16 protein-coding genes and 1 tRNA gene are annotated in these 16,589 nt (G+C 45.0%); 3 read left to right on the top strand and 14 right to left on the bottom strand.

What is annotated here, in order from left to right:
- Positions 1-39: 39 nt before the first annotated feature.
- The 11 genes from D2U88_RS19805 to D2U88_RS03100 form a co-directional block, all read right to left on the bottom strand.
- Positions 40-456, bottom strand: a complete 417-nt coding sequence (locus tag D2U88_RS19805; RefSeq protein WP_119638852.1) for a response regulator transcription factor — start codon at positions 454-456, stop codon at positions 40-42.
- Between the two features lie 9 nt (positions 457-465).
- Positions 466-1,398 (bottom strand): 2-hydroxyacid dehydrogenase, encoded by a 933-nt coding sequence (locus D2U88_RS03145; RefSeq protein WP_119638851.1) that lies wholly within the window; start codon positions 1,396-1,398, stop codon positions 466-468.
- Between the two features lie 18 nt (positions 1,399-1,416).
- Complete coding sequence (locus D2U88_RS03140) at positions 1,417-1,782, bottom strand: cupin domain-containing protein (RefSeq protein WP_119638850.1); 366 nt, start codon at positions 1,780-1,782, stop codon at positions 1,417-1,419.
- A gap of 9 nt (positions 1,783-1,791) precedes the next feature.
- Positions 1,792-2,151, bottom strand: coding sequence for a nuclear transport factor 2 family protein (locus D2U88_RS03135; RefSeq protein ID WP_119638849.1), 360 nt, complete (start codon positions 2,149-2,151; stop codon positions 1,792-1,794).
- A gap of 15 nt (positions 2,152-2,166) precedes the next feature.
- On the bottom strand, positions 2,167-3,522 hold the full coding sequence (gene mgtE / locus D2U88_RS03130; protein ID WP_119638848.1) for a magnesium transporter: 1,356 nt from the start codon (positions 3,520-3,522) through the stop codon (positions 2,167-2,169).
- Positions 3,509-4,381, bottom strand: a complete 873-nt coding sequence (rsmA, locus tag D2U88_RS03125) for a 16S rRNA (adenine(1518)-N(6)/adenine(1519)-N(6))-dimethyltransferase RsmA (RefSeq protein WP_119638847.1) — start codon at positions 4,379-4,381, stop codon at positions 3,509-3,511. Before rsmA ends, mgtE begins: the two co-directional genes overlap by 14 nt.
- Positions 4,382-4,399: 18 nt before the next feature.
- Positions 4,400-4,708 (bottom strand): gamma-glutamylcyclotransferase family protein, encoded by a 309-nt coding sequence (locus tag D2U88_RS03120; protein ID WP_119638846.1) that lies wholly within the window; start codon positions 4,706-4,708, stop codon positions 4,400-4,402.
- Positions 4,709-4,711: 3 nt separating this feature from the next.
- Positions 4,712-5,029, bottom strand: a complete 318-nt coding sequence (locus D2U88_RS03115; RefSeq protein ID WP_119638845.1) for a DUF4286 family protein — start codon at positions 5,027-5,029, stop codon at positions 4,712-4,714.
- A gap of 176 nt (positions 5,030-5,205) precedes the next feature.
- Positions 5,206-6,993 (bottom strand): tetratricopeptide repeat protein, encoded by a 1,788-nt coding sequence (locus D2U88_RS03110; protein ID WP_119638844.1) that lies wholly within the window; start codon positions 6,991-6,993, stop codon positions 5,206-5,208.
- A gap of 76 nt (positions 6,994-7,069) precedes the next feature.
- Entirely contained in the window at positions 7,070-8,341 is a 1,272-nt protein-coding gene (gene serS / locus D2U88_RS03105; protein WP_119638843.1) for a serine--tRNA ligase, read from the bottom strand.
- Positions 8,342-8,450: 109 nt separating this feature from the next.
- On the bottom strand, positions 8,451-9,383 hold the full coding sequence (locus tag D2U88_RS03100; protein ID WP_119638842.1) for a bifunctional riboflavin kinase/FAD synthetase: 933 nt from the start codon (positions 9,381-9,383) through the stop codon (positions 8,451-8,453).
- A gap of 185 nt (positions 9,384-9,568) precedes the next feature.
- Here D2U88_RS03100 and D2U88_RS03095 point away from each other — a divergent pair, with 185 nt between their 5' ends.
- Together D2U88_RS03095 and D2U88_RS03090 are read left to right on the top strand one after the other, a co-directional pair.
- Positions 9,569-13,213: a reprolysin-like metallopeptidase gene (locus D2U88_RS03095; protein ID WP_235855710.1), complete on the top strand. Its 3,645-nt coding sequence runs from the start codon at positions 9,569-9,571 to the stop codon at positions 13,211-13,213.
- Positions 13,210-13,893: a hypothetical protein gene (locus D2U88_RS03090; RefSeq protein ID WP_119638840.1), complete on the top strand. Its 684-nt coding sequence runs from the start codon at positions 13,210-13,212 to the stop codon at positions 13,891-13,893. The genes D2U88_RS03095 and D2U88_RS03090 overlap by 4 nt, the downstream gene beginning before the upstream one ends.
- Before the next feature lies 1 nt (position 13,894).
- Here the strand turns inward: D2U88_RS03090 and pth are convergent, their stop codons facing one another.
- From pth to D2U88_RS03075, 3 genes are all read right to left on the bottom strand, one after another.
- The gene (pth, locus tag D2U88_RS03085) at positions 13,895-14,521 is read right to left on the bottom strand and encodes an aminoacyl-tRNA hydrolase (RefSeq protein WP_119638839.1); all 627 of its coding nucleotides are present in this window, start codon (positions 14,519-14,521) and stop codon (positions 13,895-13,897) included.
- 91 nt (positions 14,522-14,612) lie between these two features.
- Complete coding sequence (locus D2U88_RS03080) at positions 14,613-15,254, bottom strand: 50S ribosomal protein L25/general stress protein Ctc (RefSeq protein WP_119638838.1); 642 nt, start codon at positions 15,252-15,254, stop codon at positions 14,613-14,615.
- Positions 15,255-15,335: 81 nt separating this feature from the next.
- Complete coding sequence (locus D2U88_RS03075; protein ID WP_119638837.1) at positions 15,336-16,277, bottom strand: ribose-phosphate pyrophosphokinase; 942 nt, start codon at positions 16,275-16,277, stop codon at positions 15,336-15,338.
- A 158-nt stretch (positions 16,278-16,435) separates the two neighbouring features.
- Here D2U88_RS03075 and D2U88_RS03070 point away from each other — a divergent pair.
- Positions 16,436-16,519, top strand: a tRNA-Leu gene (locus D2U88_RS03070).
- Positions 16,520-16,589 lie beyond the last annotated feature (70 nt).

Genomic DNA, 16,589 nt, shown 5'->3' with positions numbered 1-16,589 from the left:
AGGCTCATACTAAAGTACCAAATTTGTGTGAGCGATGGGTTATATCGCCAAAATTCGAAGCTCTTTTGCCTTTTTAATGGCCTGGGTGCGCCGCTGTGCATCCAATTTCACCAGAAGGTTGGACACGTGGGTCTTGATGGTGCTTTCCGATACAAAAAGGGTATCGGCAATTTCCTTGTTCGACAATCCTTTGGAAATATGCACCAAGACTTCATATTCCCGTTTGCTGATGCCGAGTTGTTCAATTTTTTTATGGTCGATTTGGGTATGGGGAAGCTTCTCTTTGTGAAGTGTTCTTTTGTTGATGTAAATGCCGACAAAGAAGAAAATCACCGCAATGGAACCAATGGTAAGTTCAACGGAAATGTCATTGGACAAATAGGAATAACGGCTTAGCCTGAAAAGAATCAATAAGGCGATGATGAGGGCAGAAAAAACAAGAATGGTCTTTTTCACCCTTTAAAATTAGCAAAATCTTGCCTTCACCTTGTCCACGATGGTCTGTGCCAGTTTCTCGTGACTTTCCACGGTCCAACCCGCTACATGGGGGGTCAACAATACATTTTTGGCCTTTCGCAGATACTTGAAGGCCTTGGGTTTTTGAACGAACATGTTCTCGAAGGACTTTTTCTCGTACTCCAATACATCAAGTCCTGCGCCCAATATTTTTTCGGATTTAAGTGCCTCTACCAAATCTTGGGTGACCACGCATTTGCCACGGGCCGTGTTCAACAACCAAAAAGGCTTGTGGAACCCATTGATGAATTCCGTGTTCACCATTCCTTGGGTCAATTCGGTTTGGGGAACGTGCAAACTCACCACATCCGATTTTTGTTGGAACTCCATAATGCCTACCTGCCGTGCATTTTCATCGCCAACACCTCCTACAATATCGTAGCAGATGACTTCCACATCAAAACCCTTTAGTTTTTTGGCAAAGGCCTTGCCCATGTTACCATAACCGATGATGCCTACGGTACGGCCATCGAGTTCCACTCCGCGGTTACCTTCACGGTCCCATTTGCCCTTTTTTACTTCACGGTTGGCCTTGCACATCTTGTTCATGACAGATAAGAGCATACCCAACGTATGTTCACCAACGGCATTTCGGTTGCCTTCTGGGGCAGAAACCAAATAAATGTCCTTCTGCTTGGCATACCTAGTATCAATATTTTCGAGTCCTGCACCGACCCTTCCGATAAATTTCAGGTTGGTGGCCTCGTCCAAAAACTGTTGGTCTATGGTGAACCTACTTCGGATGACGATGCCATCGTATTCGTGTATTTTCTTTTCCACTTCTTCCTTGGTGGAAGTATAGTCTTCGTGGTTTTCAAATCCCAATTCCGCAAATTGCTCTATCAACAAGGGGTGGTTGGTGTCGAGGTGGAGAACTTTCATGCGTCAAATATACAATTCCTAGATTTTTGGATAATGGGTCTGCGTTTTTTCATGCTGCACAATGCCCGTATGTGCAGTGCTGAGCTTTTCAAAAAGGAGCACATGTACTTCTTCACCATCCTTGGTCATGGGGTTATGTTCCATGCCTTTGGGTACTACAATGATCTCTCCCTCCTTCACCACTTCTGTGCGGTCCCGAAACTGCATGTACAGGGTGCCTTTGATGACTTGGAACAGCTCATCCTCATGCTCGTGGGCATGCCAAACAAATTCGCCCTGTAATTTGGCCAGGAGTACCTGCATATCGTCCACGATCGCAATTTGGTGTGGGTGCCATTGCTTGGTAAACTCGGCATGTTTTTGTTTCAGGTTGATGGATTTCATAGGCGCGGTTTATGCATTAGGAATGGGCAGGTTGTGCATTTTCAAAAAGGACAATTTGTCCCAATATCCCCGTTGAAATTTGATTTTTCCATCAATGATATGAAAAAAGCCACAGCCTCTCAGGCCCAAAGGATCTTTCCATTCCAAAATGGCCCATTCCCCGTCCTCAAAAATGTTCTCCACAATGCACACCATATCGGCAGCGGCAAACTCATTCTTGAACATGTCATAAATGGCCCCTTTCCCCACTACAGGATCATTGGCCACCTGATGGTTGATGGCATCGTTATGATAGAAATCGGCAATGGCCTTGGCGTCTGCTTGGTTAAATACCTCGACCCATGTGGTCACTAATTCTTTTGGAGTCATTTTATACGATGGTTTTTATATTCCCAAAATCAATTTGGCGATGGTGAAGTAGATGAGAATGCCAAAAATATCGTTGCTGGTGGTGATGAATGGCCCTGTGGCAATGGCGGGGTCAATGCCTCGTTTGTCCAAAAAGACAGGGATAAATGTTCCTATGATGGCAGCAATGATGATGACCAAAATAATCGCCATGCCAATGGTAAAGGAGACCATGTAAGGTGTGTTAAAGATAAAATGACTTATCAGCAATACAATGGAAGCAATGGCAGCTCCGTTGATGAGTCCGATCAGAAACTCTTTGACCAATCGTGATGCGACTTCACCCTTTACAGTGTCATTCGCCAATCCTTGTACCATTATGGCCGAGGATTGCACTCCCACATTTCCGGCCGTGGCCTGTACCAAGGGTACAAAAATGAGCAATATGGGAAAGTCGCCCATCAAAGGTTGAAAACTGTTGATGATGCTTGCCGCACCAATACCTCCGAACATGCCTATAAGCAGCCAAGGTAAACGTGCCCTTGTAAGTTCCCATACACTATCGTCCGCTTCTACCTCTCGAGAGATACCTGCCGCCAATTGGTAATCCTTGTCGGCTTCTTCCCGGATTACGTCCACAATATCATCAATGGTGATACGGCCAACCAATCTCCCGATCTCATCAACCACGGGAATGGCCTCCAAGTCGTATTTGGACATAATCTTGGCCACCTCTTCGGCATTTTCATTAACATTGACCGAATCCACTTTTGGGATATACACATCCTTGATATTGGTCTTGGTAGATGTGGTCAGAAGATCCTTTAGGGATAATCTGCCTTTCAGCCGACCTTCATCATCCACCACATAGATGGAGTGGACCCTGGTCACATTTTCGGCCTGGGCGCGCATTTCCTTCACACAGGTGAGCACGTTCCAGTTCTCGTTGACTTTCACAAGCTCCTTTGCCATAAGACCACCAGCGGTGTCCTCATCATAACGCAACAGGTCTACAATGTGTTTGGCATGCTCCCTATCCTCGATTTCGGAAATAACCTCCTGAATGATTTCCTTTGGAAGTTCGTTGATGATATCCGCAGCGTCATCCGTGTCCAACTCTTCCAGCTCGCTTGCAATCTCCTTTGCTGTAAGGTTGCCCAATACAGCTTCCCGGATATCCTCGTGCATTTCTGCAAGGATGTCGGAAGTTTTTTCACTATCCAGAAGTTTGATCAGGTAGGTGGCCTCCTCCACATCGAGTTCGTCCGCAATCTCGGCAATATCGGCATAGTGGAACTCGGACATCATGGTCTGCAGTTCGGAGTTCTTTTGCTCCGCTATCAGCGCCTTGATGTCTTCTAAAAGCTCGTCTGTGAGTTTAAACGGGGTCATTGGCTATCTTCTGGGTCAACGTTACAAAATCTGCTACACCGAGCTGTTCTGGGCGTTGGTCAAAGATAGCATCTTCTTTGAGATTATCGGAAAGATTAAAGGTTTTAAGGCTGTTCCGGATGGTCTTTCTTCTTTGGTTGAAGGCGGTTTTCACCACTTTGAAGAAAAGGCGTTCGTCACATGGTAGTTTTTGGCTTTCCCTTCTTTTCAACCGTAAAACTCCAGAATCCACTTTGGGCGGTGGGTCAAAAACACTTGGAGGAACGGTAAAAAGGTATTCGGCATCGTAAAAGGCCTGTACCAAAACGGATAGGATCCCATAGGTTTTGCTCCCCGGTTTTTCGCAAATGCGTTGGGCCACTTCTTTTTGGAACATGCCCGAAAACTCAGGAATCTGGCTGCGCATCTCCAACATTTTGAAAACAATTTGACTGGAAATGTTATAGGGAAAGTTTCCCGTGATGGCAAATTCTTCCTCCCCGTAGAGTTCGGTGAGGTCAAATTTTAGAAAATCGGCCTCCACCACGTTCAACCGATTGTTCTTTTTCAATATCTCTTGATGTTCCAAAGGAAAACTGTGGTTCAGGTACACAATGGATTCCTCATCGAGGTCCATGGCCACTAGGTCCAAATCCCGTTGCAACAGGTATTTGGTGAGGACGCCCATCCCAGGTCCGATTTCCAAAACATTATTGTACCCTTCCAAAGAAAGCGTGTCGGCAATTTTTTTTGCAATGTTCTCATCTTTCAGAAAGTGCTGGCCCAAATGCTTTTTGGCCCGTACTGCACCTTCCTCTTGTCCTATTGGTTGGTTTTTATGTCCGCTATAAGCAGACTTTTTCTTGTTTTTCTTGGACACCGGAGGTTTTTTTGCAAGTTACTTGGAATTTTCGATATATACCCATGCCATGGTGCCGGATTCCAAGAGGAATTTTTCCCGTTTGTAGGCACTGGTTTCGTAGATGTCCGCTTTTTTAAGGTCAGCTTCGGAAACTTCATATACGGTTCCATCGACCTTATCTTCCAAGTTTTTGGTTTGAAGGACCAGTGGATAACGACCGTAAACCGCGTTTTCCATTTTTTTGAAACCCAGTAGCGCAGCGGGAACGCCGATCAAGGTACGGCCAAAGATATATTCCTGTACCTGAAGATCCTGAAGGGTGCCGTAGGTGAAAAGATACTCCAAAGGCTAGGGTATTTGTTGGCTGATCACTTCTAGTTCCGTCCTAAAGGCCACAAATTTATTGGGGAACAATTTTTGGGCATCACCACGCAAACGGTCGGCATCTTCACGGTAGTAGGCCTCCAAGGTTTTTCGATCCTGGGTGGTATATTGGATGGAGTAGGTGACTCCCCCGCCATCTTCCTCTACCAATACTTTCACCATTTTGGCATGGGAAAACTTGCCCGTGTCCAGCATGTCCGGGATGTGTTTGTCCCGCATCCAAACAAGCCAATCGTCATGGACATCCGCATCGATATTGATGGTTACGTTGTAAATGAGCATGTGTTTCTTTTGATTTCGAAGAGGTGAAAAGTAGTCTATTTTTTGGGAATTCAATAGTTTCTGGCGTCATTTCGAAATGAGCGCCGAAAGTGATAGGCACGATTGAGAAATCTTTATGATGGGATTCCTGCTTTTACTTCGATTATGCTCAGGCACCAGCGGGAATGACAGCGAGATCAATTTATGGCATCGCCGCGAAGCTTCCTAAAATTGATTCGGGCCTGCGGAAAATAATAACTGTCCTGATAGTTGTAGATGATCTTTTCGTAATGGCTTTTTGCCTTTTCGGGTTCGTTCAAAATGTTTCGGTACAACTCTCCGAGTGCAAAATGGGCATCATCGGCCAAAATTCCATCCGAATAGAACTCCACGATCTTTTTGTAGTTGAACTCGGCCGCCTCGTAATCCTTTTGCTTTTCCAAAAGTTCCGCTTGTTTTAAAAGGGCTTCGTCCTCAATTTTTTCGCCTTTGTGGTTTTGAAGAATGTCCTCCAATACCTCAATGGCTTCTTTGTTTTTGTTTTGATAGGCCAACAGGTCGGCCCTTGCATATTTCTTCAAGGCGGTCTGGGTGGAATCCTCCAAAGAATTGTCCGAGATCAAAAGACTCAATTGCATGGCATCATTGGCAATGAGTTGGGATGTGGAACCCCTCAGTACTTTCAATTGGGTAAGGGCCCAATCAAAATCACCTTTGTAAAAACTGGTCTGCGCCACTTTAAAACGCGCATCCTGCCCCAATACGTCATTTTTAAGGCTCTTTTGTACTTGAGTGAATAGGATTAAGGCCTCGTTGAAGCGTTGGTCGTATACCAAAATATCACCCAGAGCCAGTTTTACATAGGCAACGGCCACACGGCCCATGGGCAGTTCCAGACTCTCCTTGAGCATGGCAATGGCCGGTTCGGGTCGTTCTCGCTTAAAAGTCAAGAAATTGGCATAGGCAATCTGCAATTGTAGGGTGAGACTTTTGTTCCCATACTCGGCTACCAATTGTTCAAATTGCTTTTCTACGGAATCGAGGGTTTTGGCGGTCGGATTCTTCAATTCTATATCGATTAAACGGAGTTGGGCATTCAGTTTGATCCTAGGTTCCTCGGTATTTTCCACTATGAACTGAAAAATGGACGAAGCGTTTTCAAGGTCGTTATCCTCCAGGGCAATGTCCCCTAAATTTTCCAAACGATCCATATTGCTGCCTTCCGCACGCTTGAAGATGGCCTTTTCTTGACTGAAGGCACTGCTATACTGTTTTTGCTGGACAAACAACCAACTCAAAAGCTCGTTCCAGAGCACATCGGGACTCTTTTGGGCATTTTTGAGTAATACCTTTCGCAACAAAACATTGTTTTCGTTGGCAGGGTCTTCCGAAATAAAATCATCGATGTTCCTGAGCACATTGGAGCGTGAGGTCTTTCCTTCCCAGATAAGATTGAGATAGGATTGGTACATTTTCTCGATATCGCCTTGTTCCCCATAAATGCGAGCCAATTGAAAGTCGTAATTGAGATCGGGCTTGAGTTCCATGGCCCTGGTGTAGGCCTGTATGGCGTAATCGAGTAGGGCATACTTTTGGAATCGATACCCAACACTATATCCATAATTGGGATTTTCATCAATTTTTTGAATGGCCTTGTCATAATATTCGGTTGCCCTGTCCGCTTGGTCTTGAAGGGTGTAGTTATAACCCAATTCAATAAAGAAAGTAGGGAAGGCATAATTGTCCTTTAGCTTGTCCAACAGAAAATTCTCTGCATCCGAATAGCGTTCCAATTGTTGATAGCAAGCAATCAGGCCTTCGGCATAATCGGTACGCCTGGGATTGGTCTCGACCAATTTTTCATAAAAGACCACGGCTTTTTCGTAATCCCCGTCATTGAAGTACTGTTTGGCCAAAAAATCTTCTTGGGCCAAGGCCAAAAATTGGAATAGGAGGAACGATATCAGAAATAAAAAATAGCGCAATAGCGTGTTTTATTTCAAATATAACGCAGAAATACCCGGGATTCTGTTAAGTGAATCCAAATAATGGCTGAAAACCCTAGTCGATGAGCTCGAATCTGCAATAAGGAACCAGAACATCCGGAATTTTGATTCCGTTTTCGGTCTGGTAGTTTTCCAAGATTCCAGCCAAAACCCTTGGTAACGCCAAAGAACTACCGTTCAAGGTATGGGCCAATTGACTTTTGCCATTCTCGTCCTTGTAGCGCAACTTTAAGCGGTTGGCTTGGAAGGTCTCAAAATTGGAAACGGAACTGATTTCCAACCAACGGTCTTGGGCGGTGGAAAACACCTCAAAATCGTAGGTGAGGGCAGAGGTAAAACCAAGGTCGCCACCGCAAAGTCTTAAGATTCGATAGGGCAACTTCAACTCGCGAAGAATGTTTTTCACATGTTCTACCATTTCGTCCAAAGCTTGGTACGAATTGTTGGGATGTTCCAAACGCACGATCTCCACTTTGTCGAATTGATGCAAGCGGTTCAATCCACGTACATGGGCGCCATAACTTCCGGCCTCTCTTCTGAAGCAAGGGGTGTAACCGGTATATTTTATGGGGAAATCATTTTCCGCCAAAATATCGTCCCTGTGCAAGTTGGTCACGGGTACTTCGGCAGTAGGGATCAAGTATAGATCGTCAGCCTGAACGTGGTACATTTGGCCTTCCTTGTCCGGCAACTGTCCGGTACCATATCCTGATGCTTCGTTCACCATATGGGGCACTTGCATTTCGGTGTAGCCGGCGGCCGTGTTCTTATCCAAGAAATAAGAGATCAAGGCGCGCTGCAAACGGGCACCTTTTCCTTTGTACACAGGAAATCCTGCACCGGTGATCTTTACCCCCAGTTCAAAATCGATGATGTCATATTTTTTGGCCAATTCCCAGTGAGGCATGGCACCTTCGAACAAGGTCGGGATGTCTCCTTCACGAAATACTTCTTCATTGTCGGCATCTGAATTTCCTGCTGGAACAGAGGTGTGCGGAACATTGGGTATCAGGTACAGTTGTTCCTGAAGCGCAGCCGCGGTAGCATTAAGGTCGTCACCCAACTGTTTGGAGGTTTCCTTCAATCCAGCGGTTTTGTCTTTTAAAGCATTGGCTTCTTGTGCCTTGCCCGATTTAAAAAGCTGGCCAATTTCCTTGGAAAGTTTGTTGGATTCCGCAAGAATGCCATCCAGTTCCGTTTGTATGGAACGTCTTTTTTCATCCAATTCAATTACGGCAGCAATCATGGGTGCTGCATCGATGTTACGCTTTTTTAAAGCGGTGATGATACTTTCCTTATTTTCCCTAATGGTCTGTAGTTGAAGCATGGCCTTGTTTTGTGCGGCAAATTTAATTCAATCTGAAGAAGTGCCCAACAATAATCCATCGGGCATCAAAATAGATTGTCTTTTTTGTTTGGTATTGAAATGTATTGGTTTATTTCCGTGAAATCAGTTCCAGGGATCGCGCTCTGTCTTTTTGTAGTTGTTGTTTCAGTTCTTCCACGGAATTGAACTTGTGCTCGTCCCTTATGCGATGCAGGATGTTGACTTGGATTTTCTTGTCATACAGGTCTCCATGGAAATCAAAAAAGTGGACCTCGATGCTTTTGGTGGTGCCATCAACCGTGGGATTAAAACCAATGTTCATCATGCCGAAATATTCTTTGCCATCCAAGGTGCTTTTTACCACATACACTCCAGTTTTTGGGATGAGTTTGTATTCCTCGGCAATGTGAAGGTTGGCGGTGGGGAAACCAAATTCCTTTCCCAATCCCTTGCCTTTCCCAATGGTTCCAGTAAGCATGTAAGCATAGCTTAGGTAGCTGTTGGCCGTTTCGATATCACCTTCCAAAAGCGCATTCCGAATTTTAGTGGAACTCACCGAAACATCGTCGATTTCTTGGGCGGGAATTTCTTCCACTTCAAAACCAAGGGTGCTACCAAAGGTGATCAAATCTTGAATGTTGGCATTTCTGTTGCGGCCAAATCGGTGATCGTACCCGATGATGATTTTTTTGGCCTTTAGGCCATCTACCAAAATATTCTCCACAAATTCTGTGGCGGAAAGCCTGGAAAATTCTTTGGTAAAGGGGTGGATGATCAAATAATCAAGTCCCAAGGTTTCCATAATCTGTTGCTTCTCTTCCAGAGTGTTCAGCAACTTGATGTCCACATCTTTTTGTAGCACCATTCGGGGATGGGGGAAAAAAGTGAGTACCGTGGATTTCAGGTTTGTGGCTTTGGCATTATTTATGAGGCGTTCCAATATCTTTCGGTGACCGAGATGTACTCCATCGAAGGTTCCGATGGTGATAATCGTTTGATTTGGAATGTCTTTGAAGAGAGAAATGTTCTGGATTGTTTCCAAGCGATCAAGAAATAAAAAAGGCTTACATTTGAAATTATACTATGCCCTAAATCTGTATGAGAGCTAAATTACACCTTGTTTTTTCAATAACCATATTTTTTAGCTGCTTTTGCATTTACGGGCAGCAGGGGTATTGGAAGAACATCCCTAAGCAATCTACCTTGAGGAGTGCGTCCATCAAAGATATGGGCAAGGCTAAAAAGGTCTTCTCTTTGGACCGACAGGTTTTTATGGATGAAATGAAAACCTTTGCCACTTCCAAAAGCGCAAACAAAGTGATCTATCTGCCGGATGGGGACGGAAACATCATACCCTTCGCTTTAAAGGAAACACCGGTCATGCACCCGGATTTGGCCAAGAAATATCCTAATATCAAATCGTATTCCGGTACAAGTTCTGATGGAAAATATAAGGTGAAATTGAGCAGCTCCCCAAAGGGCCTGGAGAGTATGGTGGTCAATCTGAAAAACCATGAACAAACGTTTATGGAACCCATATCCAACAAAACCGATTCTTATGTTTTGTACACTAAAGGAGCCGGGCTCACTGCCAAAGACGATTTTATTTGTGAAACTGTTGAAACACTTTTGACCACATCAAAGACCATAACCCCTTTGGTGGATGATCAGGTGTTGCGAAAATATAGGATTGCCGTTTCCACGACAGGGGAATATACCCAAGGTAAAGGTGGCACCGTGGCCGATGCCCTAGCTGGGATCAATGCCACCATTACCCGGATCAACGAAGTATTCGAGACCGATTTGGGTGTTACCTTGGAACTCATTGCCAATAACGATCTTCTAATTTTTACAAACCCTAATACGGATCCCTATGGAAGCAGCTTGAATTCTGAAGTGCAAGCTACTATTACATCCATTATTGGGGAAGCGAACTATGATGTGGGACATCTTTTCCATCAAGTCGACGATCCTGAGTTAAACAATGGAAACGCTGGATTTATTGGAGCAGTCTGTGTGGACAATAAAAAGGGAAGTGGGTTCTCGGCCTCTTCCACTCCTGAAGGTGATGTTTTTGATTTGGATTATGTGGCCCACGAACTTGGCCACCAGTTTGGGGCTAACCATACGTGGTCCTTTGAATCGGAGGGAACAGGGGTGCAGGCAGAACCAGGAAGCGGAACAACCATCATGGGGTATGCCGGCATTACAGGGGATAATAATGTGGCACCTAACGGAGATGATTATTTTCATTATTATAGTATACAACAGATATTGGGTTATTTGCAGACCACATCATGTGCCCAGACAACTCCTATGGCCGACTCCCCGCCAGTTTTGACACCAGTAGGGGATTATACTATCCCCAAAGGAACCGCTTTTGTATTGGAGGGCATCGCAACCGACCCAGATGTGGGGGATGTGCTTTCCTATACATGGGAACAAATTGATGACGGTTTGGTCACGAACAACACCTTCGGGCCAACCAATCCCAGCGGTGCCAATTTTAGGTCTTTGCCCCCGAGCTCGGTACCCGTTCGGTATTTTCCGAAACTGTCAGAAGTGGCTCAAGGTAATTTAACACAAATCAGTCCCACTATAGATCAGGCATGGGAGACCGTTTCCGAAATAGAACGCACCTTAAATTTTGCCTTCACGGTAAGGGACAATGCATTGGGAGGAGGACAGGTCATTTCGGATGTGCTTGCCGTAAACGTGTTAAAGGCGGCCGGTCCCTTTGTGGTCAGTTCACAAAGTACCAATGAAGTTTACACAGCAGGCTCGATTCAGGAAGTTACATGGGATGTGGCCAACACCAACATTCTGCCTATCAATGCACAGAGGGTCGATATTTTTCTTTCTACGGATGGAGGACAAAGTTTCCCCATCATTTTAGCGGAGGATGAACTTAATGATGGGTCGGCAAATGTGCAACTGCCAGGGGATGCCACTACCACCGCGCGCATCATGGTAAAGGCAAGTGACAATGTGTTCTTTGCCGTAAATGCATCCGATTTTACCATTGAACAATCCCAGGTTGTCTTGAACTTTGACCAACTGGAGTACGAGGTGTGCCAACCTGATGACCTTGTAGTACCCTTTGTTTATGAAACGTATGCAGGTTTTAACGAAACTTCTACCTTTTCGGCCAATGTGCCAGCGGGACTTACCGCTGCGTTCTCACCAACCGATGCCACTGCGAATGATACGGCTGTTAACCTCACCATATCGAATACCGGAGCAGTGACCCCTGGAGTTTATGACATCACGGTGACTTCAACCTCGGCATCGGTAACAAAAAATGCGGTCCTATCGGTTGCAATAGGTGATACGGGTTTCACCGATGTAACATTGCTTTCCCCTACAAATGGCCAATCAGGTGTTTCCTTGGAAGCTCGGTTGAATTGGGAAGAAAATCCCTTGTTCGCCGAATATGATGTTGAAGTGGCCACGGATATTGGGTTTACCAATGTGGTGGAATCTGCCACAATACCTTTTAATTTTTATAAGACGAACAGTCTACAAGCTGAGACCGAATATTTTTGGAGGGTAAGGCCCAGCAATGGTTGTGGGGCGGGAACTTTTGGAATACCTTCTAGTTTTGTTACCTCCCAAGTGAACTGCAAAAATGTGGAATCCACCGATGTGCCTTTGACGATTTCCGCCGTAGGTACCCCGACCATTACCACTTCTGTGTTTTTCTGGGAGGACCTTCCCATTTCAGATGTCAATGTGAACTTGGAACTGGACCATACCTATTTGGAAGATTTGGTGATCACCCTAATTTCTCCCGAAGGCACACGGGTAACATTGCTTTCCAACACCTGTGGTAATCTAAAAAACATCAATGCGACGTTCGATGATGGTGCGGATCCCATAGCCTGTTCCGGTAATCCGGCGATTTCAGGATCGGTGAGCCCTATCGGTTCTTTGGCCTCCCTTAAGGGAGAATCTATTTTAGGCGAATGGATATTGGAAATTAAGGACACCGCCGCAAGTGATGGTGGAAGTTTGATCGGTTTTTCCTTGGATGTATGCATTGAGGGCAGTTATAGGCCAGATGCGGACGAAGATGGTGTCTTTGATGATGGGGATGATCTCTGCTTGGGAACTCCAAAGGGAGTTGAGGTGAACACGAATGGATGCCCGGTCTACAGACTGGCTTCGGATAATTTTGGGATAGAGATCCAAAGTGAAACCTGCAGGAGCAGCAATAATGGCTCCGTGACCATTACACCTGTGGATACATCCATAACCTATACTGCTATCTTTGATGGTGGGGGCTCATCCACAACAGTCGATTTTACGAATTCACAGACTTTTGGAAATCTGACTGCAGGGGAATACTCCATTTGTATCACCGGTACCAATGGAATGATCACCTATGAGGAGGTGTGTTTCGGTATCGTGATCACGGAACCGGATGTGTTGGATATCGATGCCTTGGTCAACGCAGGAATTTTAAGTCTTGAATTGAATGGAGCGGATTTTTACAATGTTGAACTGAACGGGTTGGTGACCCAAACCCAAGCCTCCAAGATTCAATTGCCACTGAAGGAAGGGCTCAACACATTGCGTGTCTATTCCGATCTGCCTTGTCAGGGCGTTGTTGAAAAGACCTTGTTTTATTCCACTAGACCTATTCTGTCCCCAAACCCGGTAGATGCTACAACCGAGGTTTATTTAGGCGGATATGAAGGTCAGGTGGTCATCAAGATCTATTCTAGCAATGGACGTTTGGTGATGTCGCTGGCCAAAACCGTGAACGGGGACAATCTTGAACTGGACCTGTCCATACTCCCAAAAGGTATTTACTATTTGGGATTGACCAAAGACGGGGCTCAGGAAATGTTTAAATTTATTAAAAGATGATGCGGAAATTAATGTTGTTGTCCTTGTTGGGATTCATGGTGGCCTGTGGTGGAGACGATACGCCCCCGGCTCCACAAGGTGCGCTTTTGGTCTTTCCGGAAGAAAACTCTGAATGTACAACAGGTTCCAATGTCAACGAAACCTTGAGTCAAGTTACCTTCCGCTGGAATGCTTCCAAGAACACGGACAATTATACCTTAAGTGTGGTGAACCTGGAAACCAATGTGCCACAGAATATTTCCACTGCTACAACTTCTGCAAGTCTGTCCATAGCAAAGGGAACTCCTTTTGCATGGTCGGTTACCTCGCGCAATTCAAAATCCGATCAAGTGGCGATTAGTGAAACGTGGTTGTTCTACAATGCGGGTGCGCAGACCACGTATGCGCCTTTTCCGGCCCAATTGGTGAGCCCTGCCTCGGGTTCTACGGTACAAAAGGATATTGCCAACGAAGTGTTGTTGGAGTGGTCGGGTGCAGATGTGGACAATGATATCGATACGTTCGAGATATTCTTTTCAGATGTCAATCCTCCTACAACTTCCCTGGGAACCACCAATACAACCACCATGGAAATGTCTGCCTCAGTACAGTCTTCCACGGTGTATTATTGGAAGGTGATCACCACTGACCTGGAAGGAAACACCTCGGATTCCGGTATATTCGAGTTTAAGGTATTCTAGATTATTTGCCATTGAACTGGTTCATGGTGTTCTTGACACCGGCAAATACAAACGAGCGTACTAGGTCTGCAGCTACTATTAAACGGTCGGTCATGGCCTTGTTCTCTTCGGCATTCCATTTTCCCAGCACATAATCCACCTGGCGTCCTTTGCCAAAATCAGCCCCTACACCAAATCGGAAACGGTTGTAGTGGGTGGTTTGGAGCATGTTCTGCACATCTTTTAGCCCGTTGTGGCCTCCATCACTCCCCTTGGTCTTTAATCTAATGGTTCCGAAGGGCAGGTTGATGTCATCCGTAATGATCAGCAGGTTGTCCATGGGGATATTTTCTTGGTCCATCCAATATTTGACCGCTTTGCCACTCAGGTTCATATAGGTGGATGGTTTAAGACAAAGAACACTCTTTCCCTTGTGTTTGAAGGTGCCCACTGAACCAAGTTTGGCACTTTCAAACGTGAATGCCTCTTGTTCGGCCAAAAAGTCCAAGACTTTGAACCCAATGTTATGTCGGGTTTCATTATAGTCCGACCCAATGTTTCCTAGTCCTACGATCAAGAATTTTTTCATGGAATCCGTTTCCTTCAATAATGATGGACTGCCAAATAGTTTTTGGATAAAATTGAACATCAGCAGTGTTGTAATGATCTAAAAATACAAAAGCATCCCCAATGTCCAAGAGAACAATATAGGGATGCTTTTTTTTATGCTATCTGAAAATTTATTCAGTGGCTTCGGAAGCTTCAGTGGCTTCAGCAGCGGCTTCACTACCTTCAGCACCTTCCTCTTCTTCATCTTCAGTATCATCTGCAACAGAGGTTCTAGATGCTTTCACCTGAACAATAGCGGTACTATCAGGATGCAAAATGGTGTAGTTGTCATTCAATATGGTTTCAACCGCAATGGTACCACCAATTCTAAGTTTGGAAATGTCCACGGTGATGAAATCCGGCAATAGGTCTGGCAACGCCTTGATGGAAAGCTTTCTTTTTCTGAAAAGCAATCGACCACCATTACGTACTCCTGGGGAATTCCCTTCCAAATGAACAGGGATGTCCATAGTGACAGGTTTGTCCTTGAACAATTGGTAAAAATCCACATGGAAAATACTGTCGGTTACAGGATGGAATTGGATATCCTGCAATACAGCTTCCAATTTTTGACCATCTTCCAATTCAATCACAGCAGTGTGTGCATTGGGAGTGTACACCAAGTTTTTAAATTCTAGCTCATCCGCTGAAAAGTGAATCGGTTTCTCCCCTCCGTACAGCACGCAAGGGACCTTTCCAGCATTACGTAGGGCCTTGGTAGCAACCTTGCCCACGCTTTCTCTTTGGGATCCTTTGATTGTAATTGACTTCATAATTTCTATTTACTATTTAAATTTAATTCTAAAACATACTTTTCGAAACGCTCTTATTGTCAGCCTGAGCGCAGTCGAAGGCTACATTAAAAACTTTGAGGATATCGATGTGTTGTGGTGGACCCTGTGCATGACATCTGCAAAAAGTTCGGCACATGATAATACCTTTATTTTTCTTTGATTGTGATCGATCGGGATTGAATCGGTTATGATTAATTCCGTCAACTTCGATTTTTCTATTTTTTCATACGCATTACCCGAAAGCAATCCGTGCGTTGTTACGGCGCGTACGCTAACGGCTCCCCGTTCCATCATCAAATCGGCCGCTTTGGTCAAAGTACCGGCGGTATCCACCATATCATCCACCAATACCACATTCTTTCCTTCCACATCTCCTATCAACTCCATATGGGAAATTACATTGGCCTTGGCCCGTTGCTTGTAACAGATCACTACATCGCATTCCAAAGCCTTGGAATAGGCGTAGGCCCGTTTGGATCCTCCCATATCGGGTGAAGCAATGCAGAGATTGTCCAGTTTCAAATTTTTCAGATAGGGCAGGAACAGGGTGGAGGCAAACAGATGATCTACGGGTTTTTCAAAAAACCCTTGTATTTGGTCTGCATGCAGATCCATGGTGATGATTCGTGTTGCACCAGCGGTTTCCAACATCTTGGCCACCAATTTGGCCGCAATCGGAACACGGGGTTTGTCCTTTCTGTCTTGTCTGGCCCAACCAAAGTATGGCATTACAGCGGTGATGTGCCTAGCCGAAGCACGCTTGGCGGCATCCAGCATCAACAGCATTTCCATCAAGTTTTCGGGTCCCGGGTTGGTGGAACCGATGATAAAGATCCTGGCGCCACGAATGGATTCCTCGAACGATGGTTGAAATTCTCCATCACTGTATCTGGAGAAAAGAACATTCCCTAGTTCGGCCCCATAAGAAGCAGCAATCTTCTCGCCAAGTACTATACTTTGGCTACATGCAAAAATTTTGGGTTCGGGAACTTGATAGGCCATTGCAAACTCTTGTTAACTAGCTTTTTAAAGGGCTGTTTTCTAAAGAGGTGCAAATTTAAAAATTAATTCGGGTTGCTAAAGGATAAATGAAAGTATTTTTTGGTTGGAAATAAAAATATTTTGTTAGCTTTGCAGTCGCATTTTGAAAATGCCATGATGCCTTGGTGGCGGAATTGGTAGACGCGCTGGATTCAAAATCCAGTGATAGCAATATCGTGTGGGTTCGATTCCCACCCAAGGTACTTAAAAACCCTGATAATCATCTTATTATCAGGGTTTTGTCTTTTTAAAAGTGACGTAAAAGTGACGGTT

The organism is Flagellimonas aequoris, assembly GCF_003584165.1.
Lineage (GTDB): Bacteria > Bacteroidota > Bacteroidia > Flavobacteriales > Flavobacteriaceae > Flagellimonas > Flagellimonas aequoris.
This window is presented reverse-complemented; position numbering and strand designations above follow the sequence as displayed.

Excerpts from the sequence above, each read along its gene's own strand:
- pth (WP_119638839.1), bottom strand. The coding sequence starts at position 14,521 with ATGTTCAATTTTATCCAAAAACTATTTGGCAGTCCATCATTATTGAAG.
- D2U88_RS03140 (WP_119638850.1), bottom strand. The coding sequence starts at position 1,782 with ATGAAATCCATCAACCTGAAACAAAAACATGCCGAGTTTACCAAGCAA.
- D2U88_RS03080 (WP_119638838.1), bottom strand. The coding sequence starts at position 15,254 with ATGAAGTCAATTACAATCAAAGGATCCCAAAGAGAAAGCGTGGGCAAG.
- mgtE (WP_119638848.1), bottom strand. The coding sequence starts at position 3,522 with ATGACCCCGTTTAAACTCACAGACGAGCTTTTAGAAGACATCAAGGCG.
- D2U88_RS03095 (WP_235855710.1), top strand. The coding sequence starts at position 9,569 with ATGGGCAAGGCTAAAAAGGTCTTCTCTTTGGACCGACAGGTTTTTATG.
- D2U88_RS03090 (WP_119638840.1), top strand. The coding sequence starts at position 13,210 with ATGATGCGGAAATTAATGTTGTTGTCCTTGTTGGGATTCATGGTGGCC.
- D2U88_RS03075 (WP_119638837.1), bottom strand. The coding sequence starts at position 16,277 with ATGGCCTATCAAGTTCCCGAACCCAAAATTTTTGCATGTAGCCAAAGT.
- D2U88_RS03135 (WP_119638849.1), bottom strand. The coding sequence starts at position 2,151 with ATGACTCCAAAAGAATTAGTGACCACATGGGTCGAGGTATTTAACCAA.
- D2U88_RS03145 (WP_119638851.1), bottom strand. The coding sequence starts at position 1,398 with ATGAAAGTTCTCCACCTCGACACCAACCACCCCTTGTTGATAGAGCAA.
- D2U88_RS03115 (WP_119638845.1), bottom strand. The coding sequence starts at position 5,029 with ATGCTCATTTACAACGTAACCATCAATATCGATGCGGATGTCCATGAC.
- serS (WP_119638843.1), bottom strand. The coding sequence starts at position 8,341 with ATGCTTCAACTACAGACCATTAGGGAAAATAAGGAAAGTATCATCACC.